Genomic DNA, 24,014 nt, shown 5'->3' with positions numbered 1-24,014 from the left:
TCTTGCCATTAGTTTTTAAACAAATACATTAACTCGAATCGCATCGCCTTTAATAGCCGTGGGTCGGGTCCACCAGATGCAGGAAGGGCATTCCCGCTTGGCCGCGGCGGATGTTTTCCACAACCACTTTTGCTGCGGATTTTGGGCGGGTCTCTGCGGCGATATGGGGGGTGACGGTGACTTGGGGGTGGGCCCAGAAGGGGTGATCTTGCGGGAGGGGTTCGACCCGAAACACATCCAGCGTCGCATGGCCGACCGTGCCGCTGTCCAATGCCGCCAAGAGGGCTGTATCATCGATCAGATGTCCGCGACCGGGGTTGAGGAGGGCGGCGCCGGGGGCAAGAAGCGCCAGCGTTTCAGCGTTGAGAATATTCTCGGTGGCGGCCGTTTTGGGCAGCAGGAGCACCACAATCTCTGCCCCTGTCAGTGCAGCTTTCAAGCCTTCGTCGCCGTGGTGGCTGGCAATGTCGGGCAGGTCCTTTTGGGTTCTGCTCCAGCCCTTGACGGGGAAACCCACGCCTTGAAGGGCCCGCGCGCAGGCCTGTCCCAAAGCACCAAGGCCCAGAATGGTCACGGGACGCTCTGCCGCCAGCGGAGGGGGGGTCGGATCCCAGGCGCGGTCCGGGTTCTGGATGTGCCGGTCCATCCCCAGATGGTGGCGCAGGGCATGGCCCAGCACCCATTCCTCCATTCCTGCCGTCAGGGAAGGGTCCACCATTCGGCACAGCGGCTGGGTCAGGGTGGGGTTGCCAACGATCCTTTCCACGCCTGCCCAAAGGTTCAAGACAGCCTTGCAGCGGGTGAAGGGGGTGAAATCCTGAACCTCGCTATCGGGGGCGTAGATGATGTAATCCACCAGCGAAGGATCGGCGCATTGGGGTGACAGATCGGCCTCGATCCCGGCATCTTGCAGGGCGCTGCGCAAGGGGGCCTCAAAACGTGTCCAACGCGGCGCACCTGCGGCAAAATAGATGGTGGTCATAGAAGTTCCTTTGCGAGGTTAACGGGGGCGATGAATATGCGCGCTTTGCACCAGCCCGAAGGCGGCCAGCAGCACCAGCATCGACGATCCGCCATAAGATACAAGCGGCAAAGGCACACCCACAACAGGTGCCAGCCCCATCACCATCAACATATTGACAGAAAAGTAGAAAAAGAAGGTCGCGGCGATGCCAAGCGTGACCAGACTGGCGAAACGGTCCTTGTTTTGCAGCGCACTGGAAATACAAAATGCCAGCACCAGCGTATAAAGGACCAGCAGGGAAAACGCGCCGACAAAGCCGAATTCCTCGGCCAAGGTGGTAAAGATGAAATCGGTGTGCTTTTCGGGCAGGAAGTTCAACCGGCTTTGTGTGCCTTGCATAAAGCCGCGACCGGCCCAACCGCCCGATCCCAGCGCAATCTTGGCTTGGGTGATGTGATATCCCGCGCCCAAGGGGTCGCTTGACGGGTCAAGGAAGGTGTCGATCCGCCGATATTGGTAATTCTTCAGCAATTGCCATTCCGTCCCCCGCGAATAGAAAACCGCAGCGATTGCCCCGCCAAGCAAGCTTGCAACTGCGCCGAAGTAATAAAGGCTGACACCGGCGCAAAACATCACCACCGCGCCGCCGGTCATTAGCAAAAGCGCCGTGCCAAGATCGGGCTGCCCCAAGACCAGAACCGTCGGCAGTATAATAAGCGCCACGGGGATCAGCACCCAAATCGGGCGTGAGGTTTTGCGGATATCGAGCCAGTCGTAATAGGCTGCAAGCAACATCACCAAGGTCACTTTGGCCAGTTCCGAGGGTTGCAACCGCAGTGGACCCAGCTCGATCCAGCGCTGCGCCCCCATCCCGACAGAGCCGAAAAACTCCACCGCCAAGAGCAAGACAATCGAGAGCGCATAGGCCAGCCCCGCCATGTTGCGCCAGAACCAGATCGGCACGAAGCCCACGGCAAACATCACCGCCATCCCCAGAACGAAGCGTTTCATCTGCGGCTCTGCCCAGACTTCCATCCGGCCGCCAGCGACGGAATAAAGCATCAAGAACCCGGCAGAGGCGACGGCGATTAACAAGACCACCAGCGCCCAGTTCACATGCAGTATCTTGGAGGCGCCTGTTGGGACGGTCTTTAACTGGTATTCGAGAAAGCTCATGCGCGGCTGCTTTCGGGTAGGGTGCCGTCGGGATCGCGCAGCAACAGCTTGCGGTGCATCGTATCAATGCGGTTGCGCTGTGACGCGGGATAGGCCGAGGCCGGCGGGATGCCATCGCTTAGGGCGCGCAACAGAAGGTCACGCCCGATCGGGGCCGCCACACTGGAACCGCCGCCGCCATGTTCAACCACCACCGAGACCGCATAGCGCGGCGCATCATAGGGGGCAAAGCCGACAAACAGCGCATGGTCGCGGCGATCCCACGGCAGGTCAGCGTTGTTGATCACGCCGCGTGCACGCTCTGCCACACTGATATTGCGGACCTGGCTGGTGCCGGTTTTGCCGGCCATCCGAAGCGCCTTGTCATCCACGCGTGAAGAATATGCCGTACCACGCCGCGTGTTGCTCACCAAATACATCCCGTTTTGGACCGCCGCCAAAAAGGCCGGGTTCAACCCGAGGCTCTCGGCGGGGGTGCTTGGCACGGGAAGGCCCCCCACGCTTTGGATCAGGCGCGGCGAGACAGAGGTTCCGGTAGCGATCCGTGCGGTCATCACTGCCAGTTGCAAAGGCGACGTCAGCACATAGCCCTGCCCGATAGAGGCGTTGACCGTATCGCCGATCACCCACTCTTTGCCGTAACGCTCTCGTTTCCAGGCCTTGTTTGGCATCAAGCCTTCGGTGATGGCCGACATCGGAATGTCATGGCGGATGCCAAGGCCCAGCTTGCGGCCCATTTCGGCCATCTTGTCGATTCCGACCTTCATCGCCACTTCATAGAAATAGACGTCACAGCTTTGCGTGAGCGCCTGCTCCAAGTTTACATGCCCGTGGCCACCGCGCCGCCAGCAGTGAAAGCGGCGGCCCCCGACCTCATAATGGCCGGGGCAATAGACAGTGGTGGCCGCGGTGGCGGTGCCTGCCTCCAGCGCTGCGAGGGCCGTGACCATCTTGAAGGTTGATGCGGGGGGATAGGCGCCCTGAACCGATTTATTCGCCAAGGGGCGGTGATCATTTCCGGTCAGTGAATTGTAATCATTATGCGAAATACCGCGCACAAACAGGTTCGGGTTGAACGAGGGCGAAGAGACAACCGCCACAAGGTCACCGTTTTGCACATCCATCACCACGGCTGCCGCAGATTCGTCGCCCAAGCGGGCCTGCACATAGTTTTGCACATCGGCATTGATGGTCAGCTGGATATCAGATCCGGCAACGCCTTCTTGGCGGCCAAGCTCTCGCATCACGCGGCCCACGGCATTTACCTCGACGCGGCGGTTGCCGGCCTTGCCGCGCAGATTATCCTCCATCCAGGTTTCGACACCGATCTTGCCGATCTGGAATTTCGGAGTTTGCAGCAAAGGGTCCGGTTCTTCCAGCTTGGCCAAATCATTTTCGCTGACGGGGCCGACATAGCCGACAACATGGGCGAAATCGGTGTCCCGCGGGTAAATGCGGCTGAGGCCGAATTCGGGCGTGACGCCGGGCAGGGCAGGCGCGTTGATGGCCACCTTGGAGACGTCTTCCCATTTTAGCCGGTCGGCGACGATAATGGGCAGGGGGCTGCGGCGGCGGGCCTCTTTCAACGCGCGCTCAAAATCTTCGGGGGCGATGGGCAGGATGCCGGACAGGCGGTTCAGGACATCTTCGACATTACCCGCATCATCGCGGCTGATCACGACGCGGTAGTTTTGCTCATTGCCGGCGATCAGCTTGCCGTTGCGGTCATGGATCAGCCCGCGCGCAGGCGGGATCAGCCGGATAGAGATACGGTTATCCTCGGCCAGCAGGCGGAACTCATCAGCTTGGTCCACCTGCATATGCCGCATCCGTGCGCCCAAAACGGCGACAATCGCCACCATAGAGCCGCCCAAAAACAGGCCACGGCGCGTGATTTTGCGCGCACTTTCTTCGGTATCGCGGGCAGAGCGTCTCATATCCGGCGTCCCTTTGCATCGACCTCTCCGGCCAGCGGTTTGCGCAGGTGTATCACCACCCGCAACAACCACACGACCACAGGGTACATTAAAATAGAGCCGACGGTTTGCGCAAAGGCAAATCCGAATCCCGGCTGCGTCATGAAGGCCACGGCAAACACGGTGCGGTAAGCCAAAAGCATCGCGATCATTACAAGGCTGATCAGTAACCATTCCGCGACAAAGCCCAGATCCCGTGTCAGGGCAGCGCGGGCGCGCAGAAATTCGGTCGCCAAAACCACCAATACCGTCCACAGGCCGGGGGGGCGCATTAGGATCATATCCTCGGCCAGCACCACCAGCGCGATCAAGATGGTGGGCAAATGGTCGGGGCGTTGCGTTACCCATGCCAGCATCAGGCAAAGCAACAAATCCGGCCCCGGCCAGTTGCCCGCCACGCTACCCAAAGGCAAAAGCCGGAAAAACAGCAGCGCCAGCGCGATCAGCACAAAGCAAGCGCGATAGATCCACACGTTGTGCTTCTGGCTCTCGCGCATTTTATTGCCCCACTGCAGGGGGGGCTTCGGTTTGCACCTCAGGGGCCTCGGATACGGGAATGGCGATCAGATTGCCGGGATCGGTGATCCGCTCTTGCGGGTGGCTGCGCAGGACGCGCAGAAACTCCAGCCGCTCATAATCCGCCGAAAGCGCCACGCGCAAGCGACGGTCAGCCCCTTGCACTACGCTGCCCACCAACAGCCCCGCCGGAAACACGCCGCCGTCGCCCGAGGTGACAACCTGATCGCCGGGGCGCACCAGATCAGGTTTTTCCACAAATTCCAAAGGCGGGCGCACGGTGTTATCGCCTGACAAAAGCCCCCGTTGCCCCGAAGGTTGCGCGGTCACGGGAATACGGCTGTTGCTGTCGGTCAGCAATATCACCCGCGCGGTGCGCTGCCCCACGCCCGAAATCCGCCCGACAAGCCCGATGCCATCCATCGTTGCCCAGCCGTCCTGCACCCCGTCACGCGCGCCGACATTCAGCAGCACGGATTGGCGAAACGGGCTGCCGCTATCGGCCATCACAACGCCGGTAACATGGGTCAGCTTGGGGTCCATGCGCACTTGGTTAAGGTCCATCAGCCGTGCGTTTTTTTGTTCCAGCTGCAAGGCGGCCTCTTTCCACGCTTTCATCTGCTGCAATTCGCGGCGCAGCTCTTGGTTCTGGTCATAAAGGCTGGCGTAGGATTGAAAACTGTCAACCATATCAAAGGTCTTGGTCACCGGCACCAAAGCCCATTCAAAGCTGGGCACCATCCGGTCCACCAGTGCTGTGCGAAAGCGTTCAACCCGCGGGCTGTCGATGCGCCAGATCGTGAACAATGCCACCAGCGCAACCACCAGCAACCCCACCAAAATCCGGCGCAGGGGGCGTGTGTATTCATCCGGTGAGCTGCGTTTTTTTGCCACCAAAGCCTCGTCTCAAAGGGCGGGCCGCGCCTTGGCCCGAAGATCAGCTATCGTAGTCGATCACGTGCTGAAGTTGTTTTTCATATTCCAGCGCCTTGCCAGTGCCAAGGGCCACACAGTTCAAGGGTTCGTTAGCGACCGAAACCGAAAGCCCAGTTTGTTCGCGCAGCGCCAGATCCAGATCGCCCAGCAGTGCGCCGCCACCCGTCAGCATCACGCCACGGTCAACGATATCGGCGGCAAGGTCGGGCGGTGTGGTTTCCAACGCCTGCATCACGGCATCGCAAATTTGCTGGACCGGTTCGGCCAATGCCTCGGCCACTTGGGCTTGGTTGATCTCGGCCTCTTTTGGCACACCGTTCAGCAGATCGCGCCCACGGATGGTCATTGACGAGCCGCGCCCGTCGTCAGGCATCCGCGCGGTGCCGATGCTGGTCTTGATGCGTTCGGCCGTGGATTCGCCGATCAGCAGGTTTTGATGGCGGCGCAAATAGTTGATGATCGCATCATCCATCCTGTCGCCCCCAACACGGACAGAGCGCGCATAGACAATGTCACCCAAGGACAGCACCGCAACTTCGGTTGTGCCGCCGCCGATATCAACCACCATATTGCCGGTGGGATCGGTGATTGGCATGCCCGCACCAATGGCTGCGGCGATGGGTTCGGCGATCAGGCCCGCGCGGCGTGCACCGGCCGAAAGAACCGACTGGCGGATCGCGCGTTTTTCCACCGGCGTGGCACCATGCGGCACGCAGACGATGATCTTGGGCTTGGAGAATGTTGTGCGTTTGTGCACCTTGCGGATGAAATGTTTGATCATTTCCTCGGCGGAATCGAAATCGGCAATAACACCGTCGCGCATCGGGCGGATCGCCTCGATGCTGCCGGGGGTCCGGCCCAGCATCAGCTTGGCATCTTCGCCCACCGCCAGAACCTGCTTCTTGCCGTCCTTGACGTGGTAAGCCACGACCGAGGGTTCATTCAGCACGATACCTTTGCCGCGCACGTAAACAAGCGTGTTCGCGGTGCCAAGGTCAATCGCCATGTCGGATGAGAAAAGACCCGAGAGTAACCACATGCTGAAGCAATCCTTATTCGTAAAATCCTCGCGACTCAGATGTCTGAGGCAGGCGTTTTCTTATAGGGAGGGGGGCGGATAAGGGAAAGGGCTATGCTTTACGCAATGGGCGTCTTCCTGCCAGTCCGGGTCGCTGCGGGCTGGGGATGATCCTGTGGATAGGTTCGATTATTGAAGATTTTGGGCAAATCGGCGGCACGAATGCGCCGCCGATATTCGATTTATGCTAAGTTTTCACCCCGGCAAAAAATCTGGAATCAGGACTGATCCTTGTAGCTGACACCCTTGGTGTCATAGCCCATGTCAGTCTTTTCACGCCGCAAGATCAGGCGGTTCAGGGCGGTCACATAGGCCCGTACCGAGGCAACAATCGTATCGGTATCGGCCGATTGACCGGTTGCGATCATGCCATCTTCTTCCAGCCGGACAAAGACTGTGGCCTGCGCGTCGGTGCCTTCGGTCACGGCCTGCACCTGATAAAGCTGCAAGCGCGCCTTATGCGGATAGAGCATCTTGACCGCGTTGAAGGCCGCATCCACGGGGCCGTCGCCGGTGGCATCGATGCTGTGATCCTTGCCGTCAATTGTCAGCGTCAGTTCTGCCTCTTGCGGGCCATCGGTGCCGCAAACCACGCGCAGGCGTTTGACCTGAAGGCTTTCATTGGCGGCTGTGGCGGCGCTGTCTTGGACCAATGCGATCAGGTCATCGTCAAAGACTTCCTTCTTGCGGTCTGCCAGCGCCTTGAACCGGACGAAGGTATCCTTCAACTGGTTGTCGGCCATATCAAAACCAAGATCATTCAGCTTGGCCCGCAAGGCCGCCCGCCCCGAATGCTTTCCCAAAGGCAGCGAGGTGCCCGACAGGCCCACATCCTCGGGGCGCATCACCTCGAATGTCTCGCGGTTTTTCAGCATGCCATCCTGGTGGATACCGGACTCGTGGGCAAAGGCGTTTTTGCCAACGATGGCCTTGTTGAACTGCACGGCAAAGCCGGAAACAGTGGCGACGCGGCGGCTGATTGCCATGATCTTGGTGGTGTCGATCGCGGTCTGGTAAGGCATGATGTCGTTGCGCACTTTCAGCGCCATCACGACCTCTTCCAGCGCGGTATTGCCGGCACGTTCGCCCAGCCCGTTGATGGTGCATTCCACCTGACGCGCGCCCGCCTCAACCGCAGCCAAGGAGTTGGCGGTCGCCATGCCAAGGTCATTGTGGCAATGGGTTGCGAAAATCACATTCGCAGCGCCCGGCACCCGTTCCAAGAGCATGCGGATCAGATCAGCACTTTCGCGCGGCGCGGTATAGCCCACGGTATCGGGGATGTTGATCGTGGTCGCCCCAGCCTTGATCGCGATTTCCACCACGCGGCACAGATAATCATGCTCGGTGCGGGTGGCATCCATTGGCGACCATTGCACGTTGTCGCACAGGTTGCGGGCGTGGCTGACGGTCTCGAAAATTCGCTCGGCCATCTCATCCATGGTCAGGTTGGGGATGGCGCGGTGCAAGGGCGAGGTGCCGATGAACGTGTGGATACGCGGTGCGCGCGCATGTTTTACCGCCTCCCAGCAGCGGTCGATATCCTTGTAGTTGGCGCGTGCCAGCCCGCAAATCTGCGAGGTTTGCGCCAGTTTGGCAATCTCGGATACTGCGGCGAAATCCCCCTCGGAGGCGATGGGAAAGCCTGCTTCGATAATATCGACGCCCATTTCATCCAGCGCCGCCGCAATCTCCAGCTTTTCGTCATGGGTCATGGTTGCGCCGGGGCTTTGTTCGCCATCGCGCAATGTGGTGTCAAAAATCAATACGCGGGGTTGCGAGCTTGTATCGTTCATCAGAAATCTCTCAAATTTGTTCCGTTAGCCTAGGTGTTCGGGTGCTGTTCCAACTGAGCGGTCGCACCCGAGGGCACGCTCAGCAGAGGCTAAGGAGAAGCAGCGCATGGGGAAGGGCAGCGCGGCGCGCTGCGGTGTCATGTGATATGATGGGTCCCATTGCCATAGGGTGACTATAGCCAAGCTTTTCCGAATGAAAACCCTAAAAATGCCGGACCCAAGCGCGCTTAGTTCGCGGCCGCCCCTTCAGCCGCCTCGCCTTCGGGTTCTGCCACTGCGGGGGCGGTCAGGATGCCATTGGTCCATTCGCCTGCAACCTCTTCACCATTGGCATAGCGCAAGACCCCCTGGCCTTGGCGCGTGCCATCGACAAAGGCGCCCTCATAGACATCACCGCTGGCATAGGTGGCGATGCCTTGGCCTTCGATTTCACCGGCATTCCAATCCCCGGCGTAGGTAAAGCCGTCGGCCATTTCCACCGTACCTTTGCCATGCCGTTCACCTGCAACGAAACTGCCAGTATAGGTGGAGCCATCTGCATAGGTGGCGACGCCTTCGCCCTCGCGCTGGCCCATCACCCAATCGCCCTCATAGCGGTAGCCGCTGGGATAGGTGACCACGCCTTTGCCGTGATGCTGCCCCTTTACAAAGGCGCCCTCATAGATTTGGCCATTGGCATAGGTCGCGCGGCCATTGCCCTCAATCACGCCGCCAACCCATGCGCCGTTATAGGTGGCACCATCGGCATAGGTGATCTTGCCCACGCCCTCGGGTTTGTCATCCTTGAAGGTGCCGGTATAGGTCGAGCCGTTTGGATAGGTGACGGTGCCGCTCCCCTCGATCCGGCCCTCAACCCATTCGCCCTCATAGACGTAATTGTCGGGGCCGTGAAAGATGCCCTTGCCGTGGCGCATGTCGGCCAGAAACGCGCCCTCATAGGTATCATTATTGGCATAGGTCACGCGGCCCTTGCCAAGGCGCTGGCCGTCGCTGAGGTCGCCTTCATAGATGTCGCCATTGGGTTGCGTCAGCTTGCCGGTGCCATTGATCTGCCCACCGGACCATTCGCCCTCATAGATCAGACCGTCGGGCATGGTCAGCGTGCCCACGCCCTCGCGCTGGCCCATGACCAGCTCGCCCTCATAGACAGTGCCATCGGGATAGGTGATCTTGGCGCGGCCCTGCTTTTCGCCCTTCACCCAATCGCCGTCATAGCGGTAGCCCTCCGGGTCCTCCAGCACGCCTTTGCCGTCATGGACCGCATTGACAAAATGTCCGGTATAGACGGATCCGTCGGCATAGGTGGCAACGCCTTCGCCCGACATCTTGCCTGCCAGCCATTCGCCTTCATAGGTGCCGCCATCGGGATAGGTGATCTTGCCGCGCCCTTCGGGTTTGCCGGCCCAAAAGCTGCCCTCATAGACCGAGCCATTGGGAAAGCGTGCAACGCCTTCGCCCCTGATCTCGCCGTTTTCCCAGTTTCCGGTGTAGGTATAGCCGTTGGGCAGGGTGTAGGTGCCGGTGCCATGCTGGCGACCGTCCTTGAACGTCCCTTCATAGAGTGAGCCATCGTCATATTGTTTGGCAATCACGCCATCCTGCGCCCAAGCGGGGCATGCCAGCAGGCCTGCGGTTAGTGTTGCGGCCTTGGCCCATCCCGAAACTGCTTTGCTCAACATCATAATCCTTTGTCGCTGCGCTGGCCTGAACAGCCCGCCGCTTTTTGCAAATCCTACCCGCCGATACCTGCCATGACAAGTTTGCAAAACGCACAGGCCTTTCCCTTGCGCGCCAGTCTGCTAATGCTGGGCACGAACAAGGAAAGGATGCCGCATATGGCCAACCGCTTTCGCCTGACTTTGGCACAGCTGAACCCGACCGTCGGTGCGATCGCCGCCAATGCCGGTGCCGCCCGCGAAGCGTGGGCCGCAGGCAAGGCTGCCGGTGCCGATATGGTCGCCCTGCCGGAAATGTTCATCACCGGCTATCAGGTGCAGGACCTTGTGCAGCGCCCCCGTTTTATCGAGGATGCAAATAACGCGATTGAGGCTTTGGCCCACGATGTGGCCGACGGTCCGGCGCTGGGCATCGGGGGGCCGTGGTTTCAGGCGGGGCGGCTTTACAACGCTTATTTCATCTTGCAGGGCGGCAAAATCGCGACGCGGGTGCTAAAGCATCACCTGCCCAATGTCAGTGTTTTCGACGAAAAACGCCTGTATTCCTCGGCCGAGGTCAGCGGGCCCTATGTCGTTGGCCCTTTGCGTATCGGCAGCCCGATTTGCGAAGATGCCTGGTTCCACGATGTCGCGGAAACCCATGCCGAGACCGGTGCCGAGATTTTGCTGGTGCCCAACGGCTCGCCCTATTTCCGTGAAAAGCTGGCCGAGCGGCAAAACATCATGGTTTCCCGCGTCGTGGAAACGGGGTTGCCGCTGGTCTATCTGAATATGGTGGGCGGGCAGGATGATCAGGTGTTTGACGGCGCGTCTTTCGTGTTGAACCCCGGTGGCAAGCTGGCGGTGCAGATGCCCGCGTTCGAGACCGCGATCACCCATGTCGATTTCGTGGAAACGCCGGAGGGCTGGCGCGCCGAGCGGGGCCCCTTGGCCAAGCAACCCGACACATGGGAGGCGGATTATCATGCGATGGTCCTGTCTTTGCGCGATTATCTGGGCAAGTCGGGGTTCAAGCGGGTGCTTCTGGGGATGTCGGGCGGGATTGATTCGGCCATCGTCGCCACGATTGCCGCCGATGCGATCGGCCCGCAGAATGTGCGCTGTGTGATGCTGCCCTCGGAATACACCAGTGCCGAAAGCCTTGAGGACGCCAAGGACTGCGCCACCCGCTTGGGCTGCCATTATGACTTTGTGCCGATCACTCAGGGGCGCGATGCGATTACCGATACATTGGCCCCGCTGTTTGAGGGGCGGCCTGCCGATCTGACCGAGGAAAACATCCAGTCGCGCCTGCGCGGGGTTTTGTTGATGGCGCTGTCGAATAAATTTGGCGAGATGCTGCTGACAACGGGCAATAAATCCGAGGTCGCCGTGGGCTATTCCACGATCTACGGCGATATGGCGGGGGGCTATAACCCGATCAAGGATATGTACAAGACCCGCGTGTTTGAAACCTGCCGCTGGCGCAATGCCAATCACCGCGACTGGATGATGGGCAAGGCCGGAGAGGTGATCCCGCCGCGTATAATTGACAAGCCCCCTTCGGCGGAACTGCGCCCTGATCAGCGGGACGACGACAGCCTGCCGCCCTATCCGGTACTGGATGCAATCCTAGAGGGGCTGGTGGATAATGACGTCTCGATTGATGAGCTGGTCGCCGCCGGTTTTGATCGTGCGGTGGTCGAGAAGGTCGAGGGTCTGGTCTATCTGTCAGAGTATAAGCGCTTCCAATCCGCCCCCGGCACCCGCCTGACCCGCCGCGCCTTCTGGCTTGATCGGCGTTATCCGATCGTGAACCGCTGGCGCGACCGAAGCTGATCGGCACGCAGGGCAGGGCGCAATAGAAAACGGGGGCAACGCTTGGTTGCCCCCGTTTGTTTTTGGCGCCAAGGATCAGGCCGCTTTGCGGCGACGCAGCATGGCCAGACCACCCAAACCGGCAAACAGCAGCGGCAAACCTGCTGGCAGCGGCACAGCAGACGGGGCATTTGCATCCACGACCGTGCGGCTGAAATCGGTGTAATCGGTAAAGAAGCCATCAAGACCCCAGTCGAGCATCGGCTGGATCATCGCAAAGGCTGCTTCCTCGCTAAGCGGGCGGAAGGTATAGGCGTGCACAATCAAGCCCAGATCATGGGCGGAGGTGATGAACTCTTCGGTGATGCCGCCTGCGCTGACACCCACGCCATCGGCGATATCGGCAATTTCAGCCAAGCTAAAGAACCCGTCTGAACCGCTTACACCGTAAACGCCGTCAACAAGGCGCACACCGCCAAGCTGTGCGAGGCTTGCGCTGACACCTTGATCGATCAGGGCTTCGCCCATCTCGATGATGGATTCGCGGACGAAGGACTGCAAGATGACCTTGTCGGACGGCTCGTCATAGCCTTTATCTTTCAGGGTCGCGACGATGGCCTGGTTTTGCGGCGAGTTGTAGGGTGTTTTGGATTCAGGGTAGATGCCGATTTCGGTGCCGTTTGCCGTATTGTATTCGGTCAGCAGATCAAGCACTTCGCTCAATGTTGGCACCTTATAGGGGTCTGCCATGCTTGGGGTGAACCCTGCATAGGTGGAATCGGGGGCAGACAGCGCGCCGGTCGGCTTTACGGTCAGGGACTTGATTTCTTCCAAAGTGAAGTCGGAAACCTTGTAGCTGCCGTCGCGCGCGGCGAACAGATCCGCGACATTGGTCGTGCGGGTCAGGGTGCTGTCGTGCATTGCAACCAACTGACCGTCAGCGGTCATCTGGACGTCTGGCTCAATGTAGTCAGCGCCCATTTTCATGGCCAGCTCGTAGCCGCCAAGGGTTTCCTCGGGCAAATAGCCGCTGGCACCACGGTGGGCAACGACGACAGGGGCCTCACCGGTTAGGGTGTTATACGCGGTAGCAGCCTCTAGCATCGGGGCCGAAAATGTTGTTGCCATGACAGCCGCAACGGCCAGCTTCATCTTTGGTTTCATCGGTGGGTTTCCTTCGGTTTACGTCACAACCCGCAATATCGGGTGGATCACGGTTAATTTAGGCAACGAAGGTAACAATGAGGCAACGGCTTTGTGACAGTTTGGTAATTATGTGAGGGGTTTGATCGGACAACTGGCATGGCGATGACATGCGATAAGAGACTTTACGCAAAGCGTGCCACGCTTTGCCGTCGTCGGTCAAGCTGTTGTGACCGAGGGAGAGTTTGCTTGTGAAACGCTGGGAATATTGGGAGTTTCCCCGCCAAAATCATTTGGCAAATTGGCGGGGGAATGCGGATTACAGGCAGCCTGCAAGGTTTGATGCGAGGTTGCGGATCATTTGAGGATAAAGCGCAGGCCCGATCTCCAGATCAGAACCCAAGGGGTCGATCACCGCTGTTTTTGCATCTGACCCTTCCAGAACCGTCGCAACCAAGCCGGGATTAAATTGCGGCTCGGCGAGGACACAGTCGATGCCTTCCGTGGTAATCCGCTCGCGGATTTCTGCGATGCGGGAGGGGCTGGGGTCCGAGGCATCGCTGACAGAGATGGCGCCTGATGCAGGGAAATTGAAGTCGTTCTCAAAATACTGATAGGCATCATGGAAGACGATGAATCGGCCACTGCGGACGGGTTCAAGCATGGCATTGACATCAGAGGTCAGGGTGGCAAGCTCTGTGCGCCCTGCGGCGGCATTGGCAAAATAGGTGCCGGCATTGTCTGGATCGGCGGCGGAAAGCTGTGCCGCGATCACGTTAAGCCAGTTAGACGCGTTTTGTGGCGAAAGCCATGCGTGGGAATCCTGTTTGCCATGGTCATGATCGTCATGCCCCCCGTGATCATCGTGATCGTGATGCTCGGCATCGTCATGTGTTTCTGCGCCATGTGCGTGCTTTTCGAACAGTGCGCCGACCCGGGCCTCTAAAATGGTGGTTCCGTTGGTTTCCGAAAGCTCGGTCACCGAGGCATCAACGGCCAATGTGGTCATGGCAGTTTCCAGCCAAGGGGATAGGCCCGCACCGACCCAAAAGACCAGATCAGCTTCTTGCAGTGCGCTTGCTTCGGAGGGACGCAATGCATATTCATGCGGGCTGGCGCCGGGTTGAACAATCAGGTCGGGGGTCCCTACACCGTCCATCACGCGGGCGACCAGCGAATGGATGGGTGCAATATCTGTGGCGACGCGCGGTGCTTGGGCAAGGGCGGTGCTGCCGATCAGGGCAAAGGCGAGCGAAACGGGCAGGAGTGATCTGGACATAATGGATCTCGTGTGATTATATAACATTACGGATCACTAAGGGAAATGTAATAACATGACAAGTGGCGCGCTGAACATTTCTGCCGAACTGCCGTTGGGTTTCGCAAAGCACGACCATGCCTCCTGTGTGGAAGGCGGCCTGTCGACGGCGGAAACACGCTGTTTGGATGATGGCCTAAGGCTTACGCCCGTGCGCCGCAAAGTGCTGGAAATCCTGTTGCAGGAACATAGGGCGCTTGGGGCCTATGCTGTCCTCGACCGGTTGCGCGATGACGGGTTCGGATCGCAGCCGCCGGTGGCGTATCGCGCGCTTGATTTCTTGGTAAGCCACGGGTTCGCCCATAAGATCGAGCGGCTCAATGCGTTTATCGCCTGTGCGCACCCTGATGAAACCCACGCACCGGCCTTTATGATCTGCCGTCTGTGCGACTCCGTTGCCGAAGCGCAATCAGAACCGGCCCGGAGCGCCTTGGCCGAGGCCGCAAAAGCCACCGGTTTCAAGATTGAACGCACCGTTGTCGAGGCTGAGGGCGTTTGCCCCGGCTGTGCCGAAAAGGCCGATGCATGAGCCTTGTCGATGTTGAAAATCTAAGTATCCGCTACGGCGCGAACACGGTGCTGTCGAATGTATCGCTTCGCATTGATGCGGGGGAAATCCTGACCATTGTTGGTCCGAACGGGTCGGGTAAAACCAGCCTGTTGCGTGCGATTATCGGGGCAGTAAAGCCGACCAAAGGAACGGTTACACGCAGCGCCGATGTTCGATTGGGCTATGTTCCGCAAAAACTGCATATTGATCCGACCCTGCCGATGACCGTCGCGCGCTTTCTATCGTTGCCGCGCGCTGTGGCCCCTGCTGCGATAGCGGCCGCCCTGAGCCAAGCGGGCGTGCCGGATCTGGCCTCGGCGCAGATGTCGCGGTTGTCGGGCGGGCAGTTTCAACGGGTCCTGCTGGCGCGGGCGTTGATCGGCAAACCGCAGCTTTTGCTGTTGGATGAGGCGACGCAAGGCCTTGACCAGCCGGGGTCCGCCGCCTTTTACCGCCAGATCGAAGCCGTGCGCCAAGAGACAGGCTGCGCGGTTTTGATGATCAGCCATGAGCTGCATGTCGTGATGAGCGCCTCGGATCGGGTGATCTGCCTGAACGGCCATGTGTGCTGTGAAGGCACGCCAGAGGTTGTCGCCTCTGCCCCCGAATACCGTGCGCTTTTCGGGTCCGGTACGATGGGGGCCTTGGCGCTTTACCGTCATGACCATGACCACGAACACCATTCACATGACGGATGTGACCATAGCCAAACAGAGGCCGCCGAATAATGCTGGATGATTTTATGATGCGCGCCACCCTTGCGGGGATCGGCGTGGCCTTTGCTGCGGCCCCTTTGGGATGTTTTGTGGTTTGGCGGCGCATGGCCTATTTCGGCGATGCAACGGCACATGCCGCGATTTTGGGGGTCGCCCTTTCGTTGGCACTGTCGATCTCGGTCTTTACCGGCGCGTTGGTGGTTGCGCTGATCATGGCCCTGACGGTGAACCTGCTAAGCGGGCGCGGCTATGCGATGGATACGCTTTTGGGCGTTTTGGCCCATTCGGCGCTTGCCTTCGGGCTGGTCGCGGTGTCGTTCCTGTCGGGGATACGGATTGACCTGATGGCCTATCTTTTCGGGGATATTCTGGCGGTTTCACGTGTCGATCTTGCGGTGATCTGGGGCGGGGCGGCACTGGTGGTGGTACTGATTTGGTGGCGCTGGTCGGCGCTTTTGACCGCAACGCTGAACGAAGACCTTGCCTATGCCTGCGGGATTGATCCCAAACGTGAGCAATTGGTCCTGACGCTGGCGTTGGCGGTTACGGTTGCGGTTGCGATCAAGGTGGTTGGCGTGTTGTTGATTGCCGCTTTGCTGATTATTCCGGCGGCGGCGGCCAGATCGCTTAGCCGCACGCCCGAGGGTATGGCCGTGGTCGCCGCATGTATTGGCGGTGCCTCAACCATTGTCGGATTGCGTTCGGCCTATGTTCTGGACACACCTGCGGGGCCGTCGATCGTCTGCGTTGCGGCCTTGATCTTTGCTTTTCTGAGTGTGCTGGCAGGGTTGCGCAAGCCCGCCCGGTGACCGGATGTCTTGACTGGCCTCGTAGCTATGTCTGGTGCTGACGGGCAATCTCAAAGCGAAAATGGCCGCGCCCTTGGGGTCGCGGCCATTTTTATGGGGCAATTTACCCGCCGGAAATGATCTTTCCCGGCCATTTCGGTGCAGTGCCTTAGCTGCGGGTCGCGTTGCGCGCCTCGGCATAGATGGGCGAGTTGGCCGAGAGAGTGTAGCGCCCACGGCGTGTTTTCTCAATCCGGCCTTCACGAAGCAAGGTGCCAAAGCTGCGCAGGATTGCCTCGCGATCGCCTTCCAGCTCTGGCTGCAGGACCAACACATGGCCGACCATTTGCAGGCGGGACACATCGGGGTGTTCCTCGACATGGGTGGCATAGGCTGCCGCCGCTTCCAGCAAGGCGGGCAAGGATTGCGCGCCCAGGCGATCGACGTAGACTGCAAAGCCAACGACATCGCCAAAGATATTCCGGGCGTCAGTGCTTTCCAGTGCGGGGTCGAATGCGGGGTCGTCTATCTCAAGCGATGCTGCCAGATGGCTGCCTGTCGCGGTGACAGAGGAAAGTTGGCTTTGCTCTATCGTGGGGCGTACTCGCGGCGTATCGATACGCTGTTCAGACACGAGCATGAGGGGCGCAGGCCGTTTTGCAGGTTTTGCGGGTGCCGCAGGCGCGTTCGGATCGCGCGGGCGGACGACACGCTCCAGGTCACTGCGGTAGGGGTTCTTGCGCATCTCTTCTGTGGGGCCGGTTTTGCCACCGGACTGACGATCCGCAACCGTGGCTGCCACGGCAGCTTTGAGGTGGGAAATCGCGGACAGGCGGCGGCGGTTGTCGGGGCCGTCCAGCTCGGAGTTGGTTTGGTCCAGCAGGCGTTTGACCGATGCATCATCGTCCGAGCCTGTCAGTTCGCTGCTGCGCCGACGGTTTGAAACGGGACGCTGTGGCCGCACAGGGATTACGGTGGCCTCTGCCGTGTCCGAAGCGGGCTCCGGTGTCGTTTCGGCCTCTTCGCGCAGCGCTTCCAGTTCGCGCATGAGGTCGGCTTCGGCCTCGGGGCTTAGGGTCGGTTCGCTTGCCGTTTCCGGTTCTGCCGTCGTGCCTTCGGGGTTTTCCGCGTTACGGCGGATTTTGATGACGCGGGCACGGGCGCGTTGCAAGGTGGGGTTAACCTCGGCCTCGGCTTTGACTTCTGCCTCTACCAGCGGTTCTTCGGAGGCTACGACTTCCGGCTCTGCAAGGGCGTCAACCTCAGGCTCAACTTCTGGCAAGGTTTCGACACTTTCCTCGGCCAGAGCTTCGGTTTCCGAGGGCAGTTCGTCAAGTACGCCTGCATCGGTCGCAAAGTTTTCTCCGAAGGATGTTGGCACAGTCCTTTCAGCCGTCACGTCGGTAGGGGCCTCTTCCGGATCGGCGGTCGGAAAATCGGCGGACGACGCATCCGTCAGGGGGGCCTCCTCTGCCGAAGCCACTTCGGCGGGCAGATCTTCAGGGGCATCGGTTTCTGCCAGTGCCGCGTTGAGAGAGGCCAGCACGCTATCATCATCGGACTCGGCAGTCGCAGGGGTGTCGGTGGCGGTCTCCGGCGTATCGGTCGCCGCTTCGGGATTGTCCTGAACCTCGGGCGCTTCGACGGGTGGGTCCTGCGTGGCGACCTCTGTTTCAGGCTCCGGGGCGCGGGCGGCTGTCGTCGGGGGCGCTACATCTTCCTTTTGCACAGCGGCCTTGGGCTGGGCGACCGCGGGCTCTGCAACAGGGGGCTCTGCCTTGACCGGCGGGCGGGTCGTTTCGCCCGAGGCGCGGCCCTCGGCCATCGCACTGCGGATGCGGGACAGTTTCTCAACAACGCTGTTCGAGATGATGCCGTTTGCAGGGGCGCTGTCGGCTGCTTCTTTCAGCATTGTGTCAGGCTTGGCAGGTGTCGGGGTCGGTTCCGACATTAAGGCAGGGGCGACATAATCTGGCTGGGGCTGCTCATCGGCATGCGAATCGGCTGCGCGCAGGACGACACCGTTGTCCTGAACCCGGGTTTCCACACGCCGCTGCATCTCGCGTTCCGCGATTCGATGAAGCATTGCGGTGTCCGGTGTGGGCGGTTCGGCCCCGAAATAACGGTCATCTGCCGCCAAATCACGGAAATATTCCGCAATCGCTTTCATTGTGTTGAAAGGCTCGTCGAAGCCCTCCAATGTGCAAGAGAATGTTCCGTAAGAAACCGTAAGTATTTTGCTCGCCCCGACCATTGGATGCTCGCCCTTTGTTGCCAATTCTCAGTATAGTTAACAGCAAGGACCGTTCAATTTCGTGAATTAATTGGGGTAACATTATGGAATAAATGTGTTCATGGAACAAGATTTTGCCTTATTTGGGGAAACAGTGTTGTGACAAAAGAAGCTATTATCGACTCTGGAACAGGGGTCACCTTGGCCGCTGGCGGGCCGATAAGACCGCAGGATTTCGAGGAATCTCAAGAGCTTGCACCGTATTTGGTTGCGGCGGACGGTGGCGCGGACCGGGCCTTGGAGCTGGGGGCACGGCCTGCGGCGGTGATCGGGGACCTGGACAGCATAACACAATCGGCACGGACAGAATTGGGCACAGCGGTTCACCATATTGCCGAACAAGACAGCACCGATTTCGACAAAGCCTTGCGCAATATCAACGCGCCCTTCGTGCTGGGCCTTGGGTTGCTTGGCGGGCGTGTCGATCATGAGCTGTCGGCCCTTGCCGTTCTGGCGCGCAGGGCGGCGATGCCTTGTTTGCTTATCGGGCCCGAGGATGTGATTTTTGCTGCCCCGCCGTTGCTGGATATTGCGATGCGCGCGGGCGACCGGTTTAGCTTGTTCCCCTTTGCGCCGGTTGCGGGGCGCAGTGTCGGGTTGAAGTGGCCGATTGATGGCATCGAGTTTGCGCCAATCGGGCGGGGCGGTACATCCAATATGGCGCTTGGTCCGGTGCGGTTGGAAATGGATGCGCCGGGGATGCTGGTGATTGTGCCGCGCGAACGGTTGCGCGAGGCGCTGGCGGCGCGGCTGGCAGCGGGGGCTTGGGGGGCAAAGGCTTGCTGATACTTCCTGTGCAAGAGGTGGTGGTGCTGGAAACGCCCAAGACCGGATCTTTGGCCCTACGTGCGATGCTTGGCCCCTATACCGTGCCGCAATCGGACAAGGCGCCGCGCCACATTGGCCATGACGCGTTTCGCCGTAAATTCGCGCCCGATTTGGTTATGGGGCTTGGCAGGCTGCCCCGGACCGTGGCCGTGGTGCGCGCGCCGCTGGAACGGATGCAAAGCTGGTATCGCTACCGCCGCCGTCCGCAGCTAAAGGGCCTGCCTGCCAGCACCCATGGTGTCAGCTTTGATGAGTTCATGCTGGCCTATCTGGAGGGTACGCATCCGGACATGGCCAATGTTGGTCGTCAGGACCGCTTTGTCGGTTGGGACGGGGGTCACGCGCGGGTGGACCACCTGTTCGACTATGCGCAGCTTGCCCTGTTGGAGCGGTTCTTTTCCGGGCTGACCGGCGATATTTTGACCCTGCCAGAGAAAAACAAAACCCCGAAGAAGGTTAACGCTGATTACGCCCTTAGCCCCGAAGTTTTGGCGCGGTTCGAGGCAGAAAATAACGAAGAACTGGCGATGTATAGGGCCGTTGCGGCGGCGGGCCATCTGATGCGCCCCGGTGTAGGGGCGAAACTCAGCAGTTCGGCACATTGACGGCCAGCCCGCCCAGCGAGGTTTCCTTGTATTTCTCATGCATGTCTTGGCCGGTCTGACGCATGGTTTCGATGCAGGCATCCAGACTCACCAGATGCACCCCGTCACCGCGCAGCGCCAATGAGGCGGCTGACACCGCCTTGATTGCGCCCAAGCCGTTGCGCTCAATGCAAGGCACCTGCACGAGGCCCTTTACCGGATCGCAGGTCATGCCGAGGTGATGCTCCAGTGCGATTTCGGCGGCGTTCTCAACCTGCTCGGGGCTGCCACCCAGAACGGCGCACAGCCCGGCGGCCCCCATGGCCGCTGCACTGCCAACCTCGGCCTGACAGCCCGATTCCGCGCCCGAGATGCTGGCGTTATGTTTGCACAGCCCGCCAATCGCCGCCGCCGTCAGCAATATATCAGGCACCTTAGAGGCGCTCGCCCCCGGTACATGATCAAGATAATAGCGGATCACCGCAGGCACCACGCCCGCAGCGCCGTTGGTTGGCGCGGTCACAACCTGCCCACCGGCGGCGTTCTCCTCATTCACCGCCATGGCATAAAGTGACATCCAGTCGTTGATCACATGCGGCGCGGTCATGTTCAGGCCGCGCTCTGCCAGCAGCGCCTCATGTATGGCCTTGGCGCGGCGACGCACCTTGAGGCCACCGGGCAGAATGCCCGTGCCCTCCATTCCGCGGTTGATGCAGTCATTCATCACCTCCCATACCCGTGCGATGCCATCGTCCAGCTCTTGCGGTGTGCGAAAGCGCAGCTCGTTCTTGCGTTTCATCTGGGCGATGGTCAGCTTTGAGGATTGCGCCATTTCCAGCATCTCGGCGGCATTTTGAAAGGGGTAGGGCACATCGGATCGGGCATCGGCCTTGACGGTGCCTGCGGCGGCATGTTCATCGGCCGTCAACACAAAGCCCCCCCCGATGGAGTAATAGGTCTCGGACAGGATCACGTCGCCCTGCGCATCCGTGGCCTGGATCACCATGCCGTTGGCATGGCCGGGCAGGCTTGGGCCGTAATCAAACAGCAGGTCCTTGGTCGGGTCAAACTGCAACACGCCAAGGCCCGGCGCGTCAATGGTCTTGGTGTCCTTTATCGCGGTAAGGGCAGCCTCGGCGCGGGTCGCGTCGTAATGCTGCGGCTCAAACCCTGCCAGTCCAAGGATGGTGGCGCGGTCGGTCGCATGTCCGACGCCGGTAAAGGCTAGGCTGCCATGCAACGTGGTCTTTAACCCGTGGGCGGCGAAGGGGCTGTGGCGCAATGTGTTCAAAAACCGCCCCGCCGCGACCATCGGCCCCATGGTATGAGACGATGATGGGCCGATGCCCAGTTTGAACATATCAAGGACGGAAAGAAACATGGGCACCCTTCATTTCATCTGCACGGGGGGCAGAGACCAACCTCTAACCCGCCTGCGTTTCAACCTATATCTTGAAAGCGACATTTCCAATGGGTTCGCGGCAAGTGGCCCCGGGACCGGATGAATTTCCCGTTGCTGCCTCCAGTTGCTTTGGGGGCAGACCCCTCAATTACCTCAATTTTCAGTTATCCTGTCCTTTTGGACCGGCAAAAGGCGCAATTGCCCCCTCGCACCACGCGGCTGCCTCGCCTATAAGCAGCATATAACAGTGAGCGAGGACATTATGGCGGTGGAGCTTTCCCCGATCGACAAGGCCAAATTCGTCGCCGCCAAACGGGCGGTAGACTGTATCGAAGACGGTATGAAGCTGGGGCTTGGTACCGGTTCAACCGCGGCGTGGATGGTGCGCTGTCTGGCCGAACGTATCCGCGAAGAGGGGCTACAGGTGCAGGGCGTTCCCACCTCCAGCCGCACGGCGGAACTGGCGCGCAGTCTTGGCGTGCCGATTACCACGCTGGATGAGGCGCGCTGGCTGGACCTAACGATCGACGGCGCGGATGAATTTGACCCCGAGTTGAATCTGATCAAAGGCGGCGGTGCCGCGCTCTTGCAAGAGAAAATCGTGGCAAGCGCCAGCGACCAGATGATCGTGATTACCGATGCCGCCAAGGAAGTGCGCCAGCTGGGCGCTTTCCCTCTGCCGGTCGAGGTTATTCCCTTTGGCTGGAAATCCACCAAAACCCTGATCGAAGAGCTGCTGGGCAGCATGAACGTGCTGTCGTGCGAATGCGCTTTGCGGATGAAGGATGGCGCGCCGCTGTTGACCGATGAGGCAAATTACATCGTTGACCTGCATCTGAAGCGGATCAACGAGCCGCGTCAGCTGTCGATGGCGTTGAACCAAATTCCGGGCGTGGTGGAAAACGGGCTGTTTATTGATATCTGTGACATGGTGATTATCGGCCACGGGGATGGTAGCGTGGTCGTGCGCGATGCCAACTCGCGCGAGATCAAGGGCGAGCGGGTGGAGTTTGAGCCGAGCGACAACGTCTTTGCCAACCCTGAGGATTGAACCGAAAATCCCTGAACCCTTGCGTTTAATTGAGGAGCCATAAGACATGAGCTTTGATTACGATCTTTTCGTCATTGGCGGTGGCTCTGGCGGTGTGCGGGCCGCGCGGATTGCCGCCGGAACCCATGGTGCCAAAGTTGCGCTGGCCGAGGAATTCCGCATGGGGGGCACCTGTGTCATTCGCGGCTGCGTGCCCAAAAAGCTGATGGTCTATGCCTCCAGCTATCCGGGGATGGTGGCTGAGGCGCAGGCTTACGGCTGGGATGCAAACATTGGCGGTTTTGACTGGTCTGCCTTTCGCGACAAGCTGGAGGCAGAGCTGACACGGTTGGAGGCGGCTTATCGTTCGGGCCTCTCGAACGCAGGGGTGACGGTATTTGACAGCCGTGCTGTGCTGGTTGATGCGCATATGGTCAAGCTTGCAGACGGAAAAACTATAAGCGCCAAACATATTCTGGTGGCCACGGGGGGTACGCCTTTCGTGCCGGATATCCCGGGCAGCGAATTGGCCATCACCTCCAATGAGATTTTCAATGTGGAGGCTTTGCCCAAACGGGTTTTGATCGTCGGTGGCGGTTACATTGCGTCTGAATTCGCCTGTATCCTCAATGGTTTGGGCTGTGAGGTTGCGCAATTTTATCGCGGTGCGCAAATTCTGCGCGGCTTTGACGATGAGGCGCGCGGCCATGTGGCCGAAGCCATGCGCGACAACGGTGTAAACATTCATTGCGGCACCGATGTAATGCGGTTGGAAAAAGCCGAGGATGGTATTCGCGCCGTGGCGACAGACGGATCCGAGAAGGTCTTTGATGCGGTGCTTTATGCGACAGGCCGTATCCCCAACTCCAAAGGGCTGGGCCTTGAGGATCTGGGCGTCAAGCTGGGCCGTGGCGGGCAGATCGAGGTTGATGACTATAGCCAGACGGCCGTGCCTTCGATCTTTGCCGTGGGCGATGTGACAGACCGCATCAACCTGACGCCGGTCGCCATTCGTGAAGGCCACGCCTTTGCCGATACCATTTTCGGCGGCCAGCGGCGCTGCGTTGACCACAGCCTCTTTGCCTCGGCCATTTTTACCCAGCCTGAAATGGGCACCATCGGCATGACCGAAGAGGCGGCCCGCGCACAAGAACCGATTGAGGTTTATGCGACCGCCTTCCGCCCCATGCAGTCAGCCTTTGCGGGCGCGCCGGACCGCGTGTTGATGAAACTGATCGTATCACAGGAAAACCGCAAGATTTTGGGCTGTCATATCGTCGCACCCGGCGCGGGTGAAATGATCCAGCTGGTGGGCATTGCCATGACAATGGGTGCCACCAAAGAACAATTTGATGCTACAATCGCAGTTCACCCGACAATGTCCGAGGAACTGGTAACGATGCGCAGTCCGGTTCGGACCGGCTAGGCTTGAATTTCTGGTAATAAT

At 59.8% G+C, this 24,014-nt stretch carries 20 protein-coding genes; 8 read left to right on the top strand and 12 right to left on the bottom strand.

Annotated features, from left to right (window positions below; genetic code table 11):
• Positions 1-49: 49 nt before the first annotated feature.
• The 8 genes from EOK75_RS04805 to EOK75_RS04770 all read right to left on the bottom strand — a co-directional run bounded on the left by EOK75_RS04805 (position 50) and on the right by EOK75_RS04770 (position 10,121).
• Positions 50-982 carry a 2-hydroxyacid dehydrogenase gene (locus tag EOK75_RS04805; RefSeq protein ID WP_137192844.1) on the bottom strand — a complete coding sequence of 311 codons (933 nt, stop codon included), beginning with the start codon at positions 980-982 and terminating at the stop codon, positions 50-52.
• 18 nt (positions 983-1,000) lie between these two features.
• Positions 1,001-2,140, bottom strand: a complete 1,140-nt coding sequence (rodA, locus tag EOK75_RS04800) for a rod shape-determining protein RodA (protein WP_137192843.1) — start codon at positions 2,138-2,140, stop codon at positions 1,001-1,003.
• Positions 2,137-4,077: a penicillin-binding protein 2 gene (gene mrdA / locus EOK75_RS04795; RefSeq protein WP_137192842.1), complete on the bottom strand. Its 1,941-nt coding sequence runs from the start codon at positions 4,075-4,077 to the stop codon at positions 2,137-2,139. The genes rodA and mrdA overlap by 4 nt, the downstream gene beginning before the upstream one ends.
• Positions 4,074-4,613, bottom strand: coding sequence for a rod shape-determining protein MreD (locus tag EOK75_RS04790; RefSeq protein ID WP_137192841.1), 540 nt, complete (start codon positions 4,611-4,613; stop codon positions 4,074-4,076). Before EOK75_RS04790 ends, mrdA begins: the two co-directional genes overlap by 4 nt.
• 1 nt (position 4,614) lies before the next feature.
• Entirely contained in the window at positions 4,615-5,526 is a 912-nt protein-coding gene (gene mreC, locus EOK75_RS04785) for a rod shape-determining protein MreC (RefSeq protein ID WP_137192840.1), read from the bottom strand.
• A gap of 43 nt (positions 5,527-5,569) precedes the next feature.
• A complete protein-coding gene (locus tag EOK75_RS04780) occupies positions 5,570-6,607 on the bottom strand; it encodes a rod shape-determining protein (protein ID WP_137192839.1) in 1,038 nt (345 codons plus the stop codon).
• Between the two features lie 257 nt (positions 6,608-6,864).
• A complete protein-coding gene (locus tag EOK75_RS04775) occupies positions 6,865-8,442 on the bottom strand; it encodes a 2-isopropylmalate synthase (protein ID WP_137192838.1) in 1,578 nt (525 codons plus the stop codon).
• 227 nt (positions 8,443-8,669) lie between these two features.
• Positions 8,670-10,121, bottom strand: a complete 1,452-nt coding sequence (locus tag EOK75_RS04770) for an MORN repeat-containing protein (protein WP_168199149.1) — start codon at positions 10,119-10,121, stop codon at positions 8,670-8,672.
• Positions 10,122-10,277: 156 nt separating this feature from the next.
• On the opposite strand from EOK75_RS04770, the gene EOK75_RS04765 reads away from it, so the two are divergent.
• A complete protein-coding gene (locus EOK75_RS04765; RefSeq protein WP_137194292.1) occupies positions 10,278-11,936 on the top strand; it encodes an NAD+ synthase in 1,659 nt (552 codons plus the stop codon).
• A 75-nt stretch (positions 11,937-12,011) separates the two neighbouring features.
• On the opposite strand, the gene EOK75_RS21255 is transcribed toward EOK75_RS04765, so the two are convergent.
• Complete coding sequence (locus EOK75_RS21255) at positions 12,012-13,079, bottom strand: glycerophosphodiester phosphodiesterase family protein (protein ID WP_137192836.1); 1,068 nt, start codon at positions 13,077-13,079, stop codon at positions 12,012-12,014.
• 298 nt (positions 13,080-13,377) lie between these two features.
• Positions 13,378-14,337 (bottom strand): zinc ABC transporter substrate-binding protein, encoded by a 960-nt coding sequence (locus EOK75_RS04755; protein WP_137192835.1) that lies wholly within the window; start codon positions 14,335-14,337, stop codon positions 13,378-13,380.
• 55 nt (positions 14,338-14,392) lie between these two features.
• Here EOK75_RS04755 and EOK75_RS04750 point away from each other — a divergent pair, with 55 nt between their 5' ends.
• From EOK75_RS04750 to EOK75_RS04740, 3 genes are read left to right on the top strand one after another with little or no spacing between them, the layout of a single operon-like run.
• Positions 14,393-14,905, top strand: coding sequence for a transcriptional repressor (locus tag EOK75_RS04750; protein WP_137192834.1), 513 nt, complete (start codon positions 14,393-14,395; stop codon positions 14,903-14,905).
• On the top strand, positions 14,902-15,654 hold the full coding sequence (locus EOK75_RS04745; protein ID WP_137192833.1) for an ATP-binding cassette domain-containing protein: 753 nt from the start codon (positions 14,902-14,904) through the stop codon (positions 15,652-15,654). Before EOK75_RS04750 ends, EOK75_RS04745 begins: the two co-directional genes overlap by 4 nt.
• Entirely contained in the window at positions 15,654-16,451 is a 798-nt protein-coding gene (locus EOK75_RS04740) for a metal ABC transporter permease (RefSeq protein WP_137192832.1), read from the top strand. The genes EOK75_RS04745 and EOK75_RS04740 overlap by 1 nt, the downstream gene beginning before the upstream one ends.
• A 148-nt stretch (positions 16,452-16,599) precedes the next feature.
• Here the strand turns inward: EOK75_RS04740 and EOK75_RS04735 are convergent, their stop codons facing one another.
• A complete protein-coding gene (locus EOK75_RS04735; RefSeq protein ID WP_137192831.1) occupies positions 16,600-18,600 on the bottom strand; it encodes a hypothetical protein in 2,001 nt (666 codons plus the stop codon).
• A gap of 222 nt (positions 18,601-18,822) precedes the next feature.
• On the opposite strand from EOK75_RS04735, the gene EOK75_RS04730 reads away from it, so the two are divergent.
• Positions 18,823-19,509 carry a thiamine diphosphokinase gene (locus EOK75_RS04730; protein ID WP_240794023.1) on the top strand — a complete coding sequence of 229 codons (687 nt, stop codon included), beginning with the start codon at positions 18,823-18,825 and terminating at the stop codon, positions 19,507-19,509.
• Positions 19,503-20,156, top strand: a complete 654-nt coding sequence (locus tag EOK75_RS04725) for a sulfotransferase family protein (RefSeq protein ID WP_137192830.1) — start codon at positions 19,503-19,505, stop codon at positions 20,154-20,156. The genes EOK75_RS04730 and EOK75_RS04725 overlap by 7 nt, the downstream gene beginning before the upstream one ends.
• Here the strand turns inward: EOK75_RS04725 and EOK75_RS04720 are convergent.
• The gene (locus EOK75_RS04720) at positions 20,137-21,516 is read right to left on the bottom strand and encodes an L-serine ammonia-lyase (protein WP_137192829.1); all 1,380 of its coding nucleotides are present in this window, start codon (positions 21,514-21,516) and stop codon (positions 20,137-20,139) included. The genes EOK75_RS04725 and EOK75_RS04720 overlap by 20 nt on opposite strands.
• Positions 21,517-21,799: 283 nt before the next feature.
• Between EOK75_RS04720 and rpiA the strand changes: the two genes are divergently transcribed.
• Together rpiA and gor are read left to right on the top strand one after the other, a co-directional pair.
• Entirely contained in the window at positions 21,800-22,588 is a 789-nt protein-coding gene (gene rpiA, locus EOK75_RS04715; RefSeq protein ID WP_137194290.1) for a ribose-5-phosphate isomerase RpiA, read from the top strand.
• Positions 22,589-22,634: 46 nt separating this feature from the next.
• Positions 22,635-23,993 carry a glutathione-disulfide reductase gene (gene gor / locus EOK75_RS04710; protein ID WP_137192828.1) on the top strand — a complete coding sequence of 453 codons (1,359 nt, stop codon included), beginning with the start codon at positions 22,635-22,637 and terminating at the stop codon, positions 23,991-23,993.
• The last annotated feature ends 21 nt before the right edge of the window (positions 23,994-24,014 follow it).

The sequence above is a fragment of the Pseudorhodobacter turbinis genome (assembly GCF_005234135.1).
GTDB lineage: Bacteria > Pseudomonadota > Alphaproteobacteria > Rhodobacterales > Rhodobacteraceae > Pseudorhodobacter > Pseudorhodobacter turbinis.
This window is presented reverse-complemented; position numbering and strand designations above follow the sequence as displayed.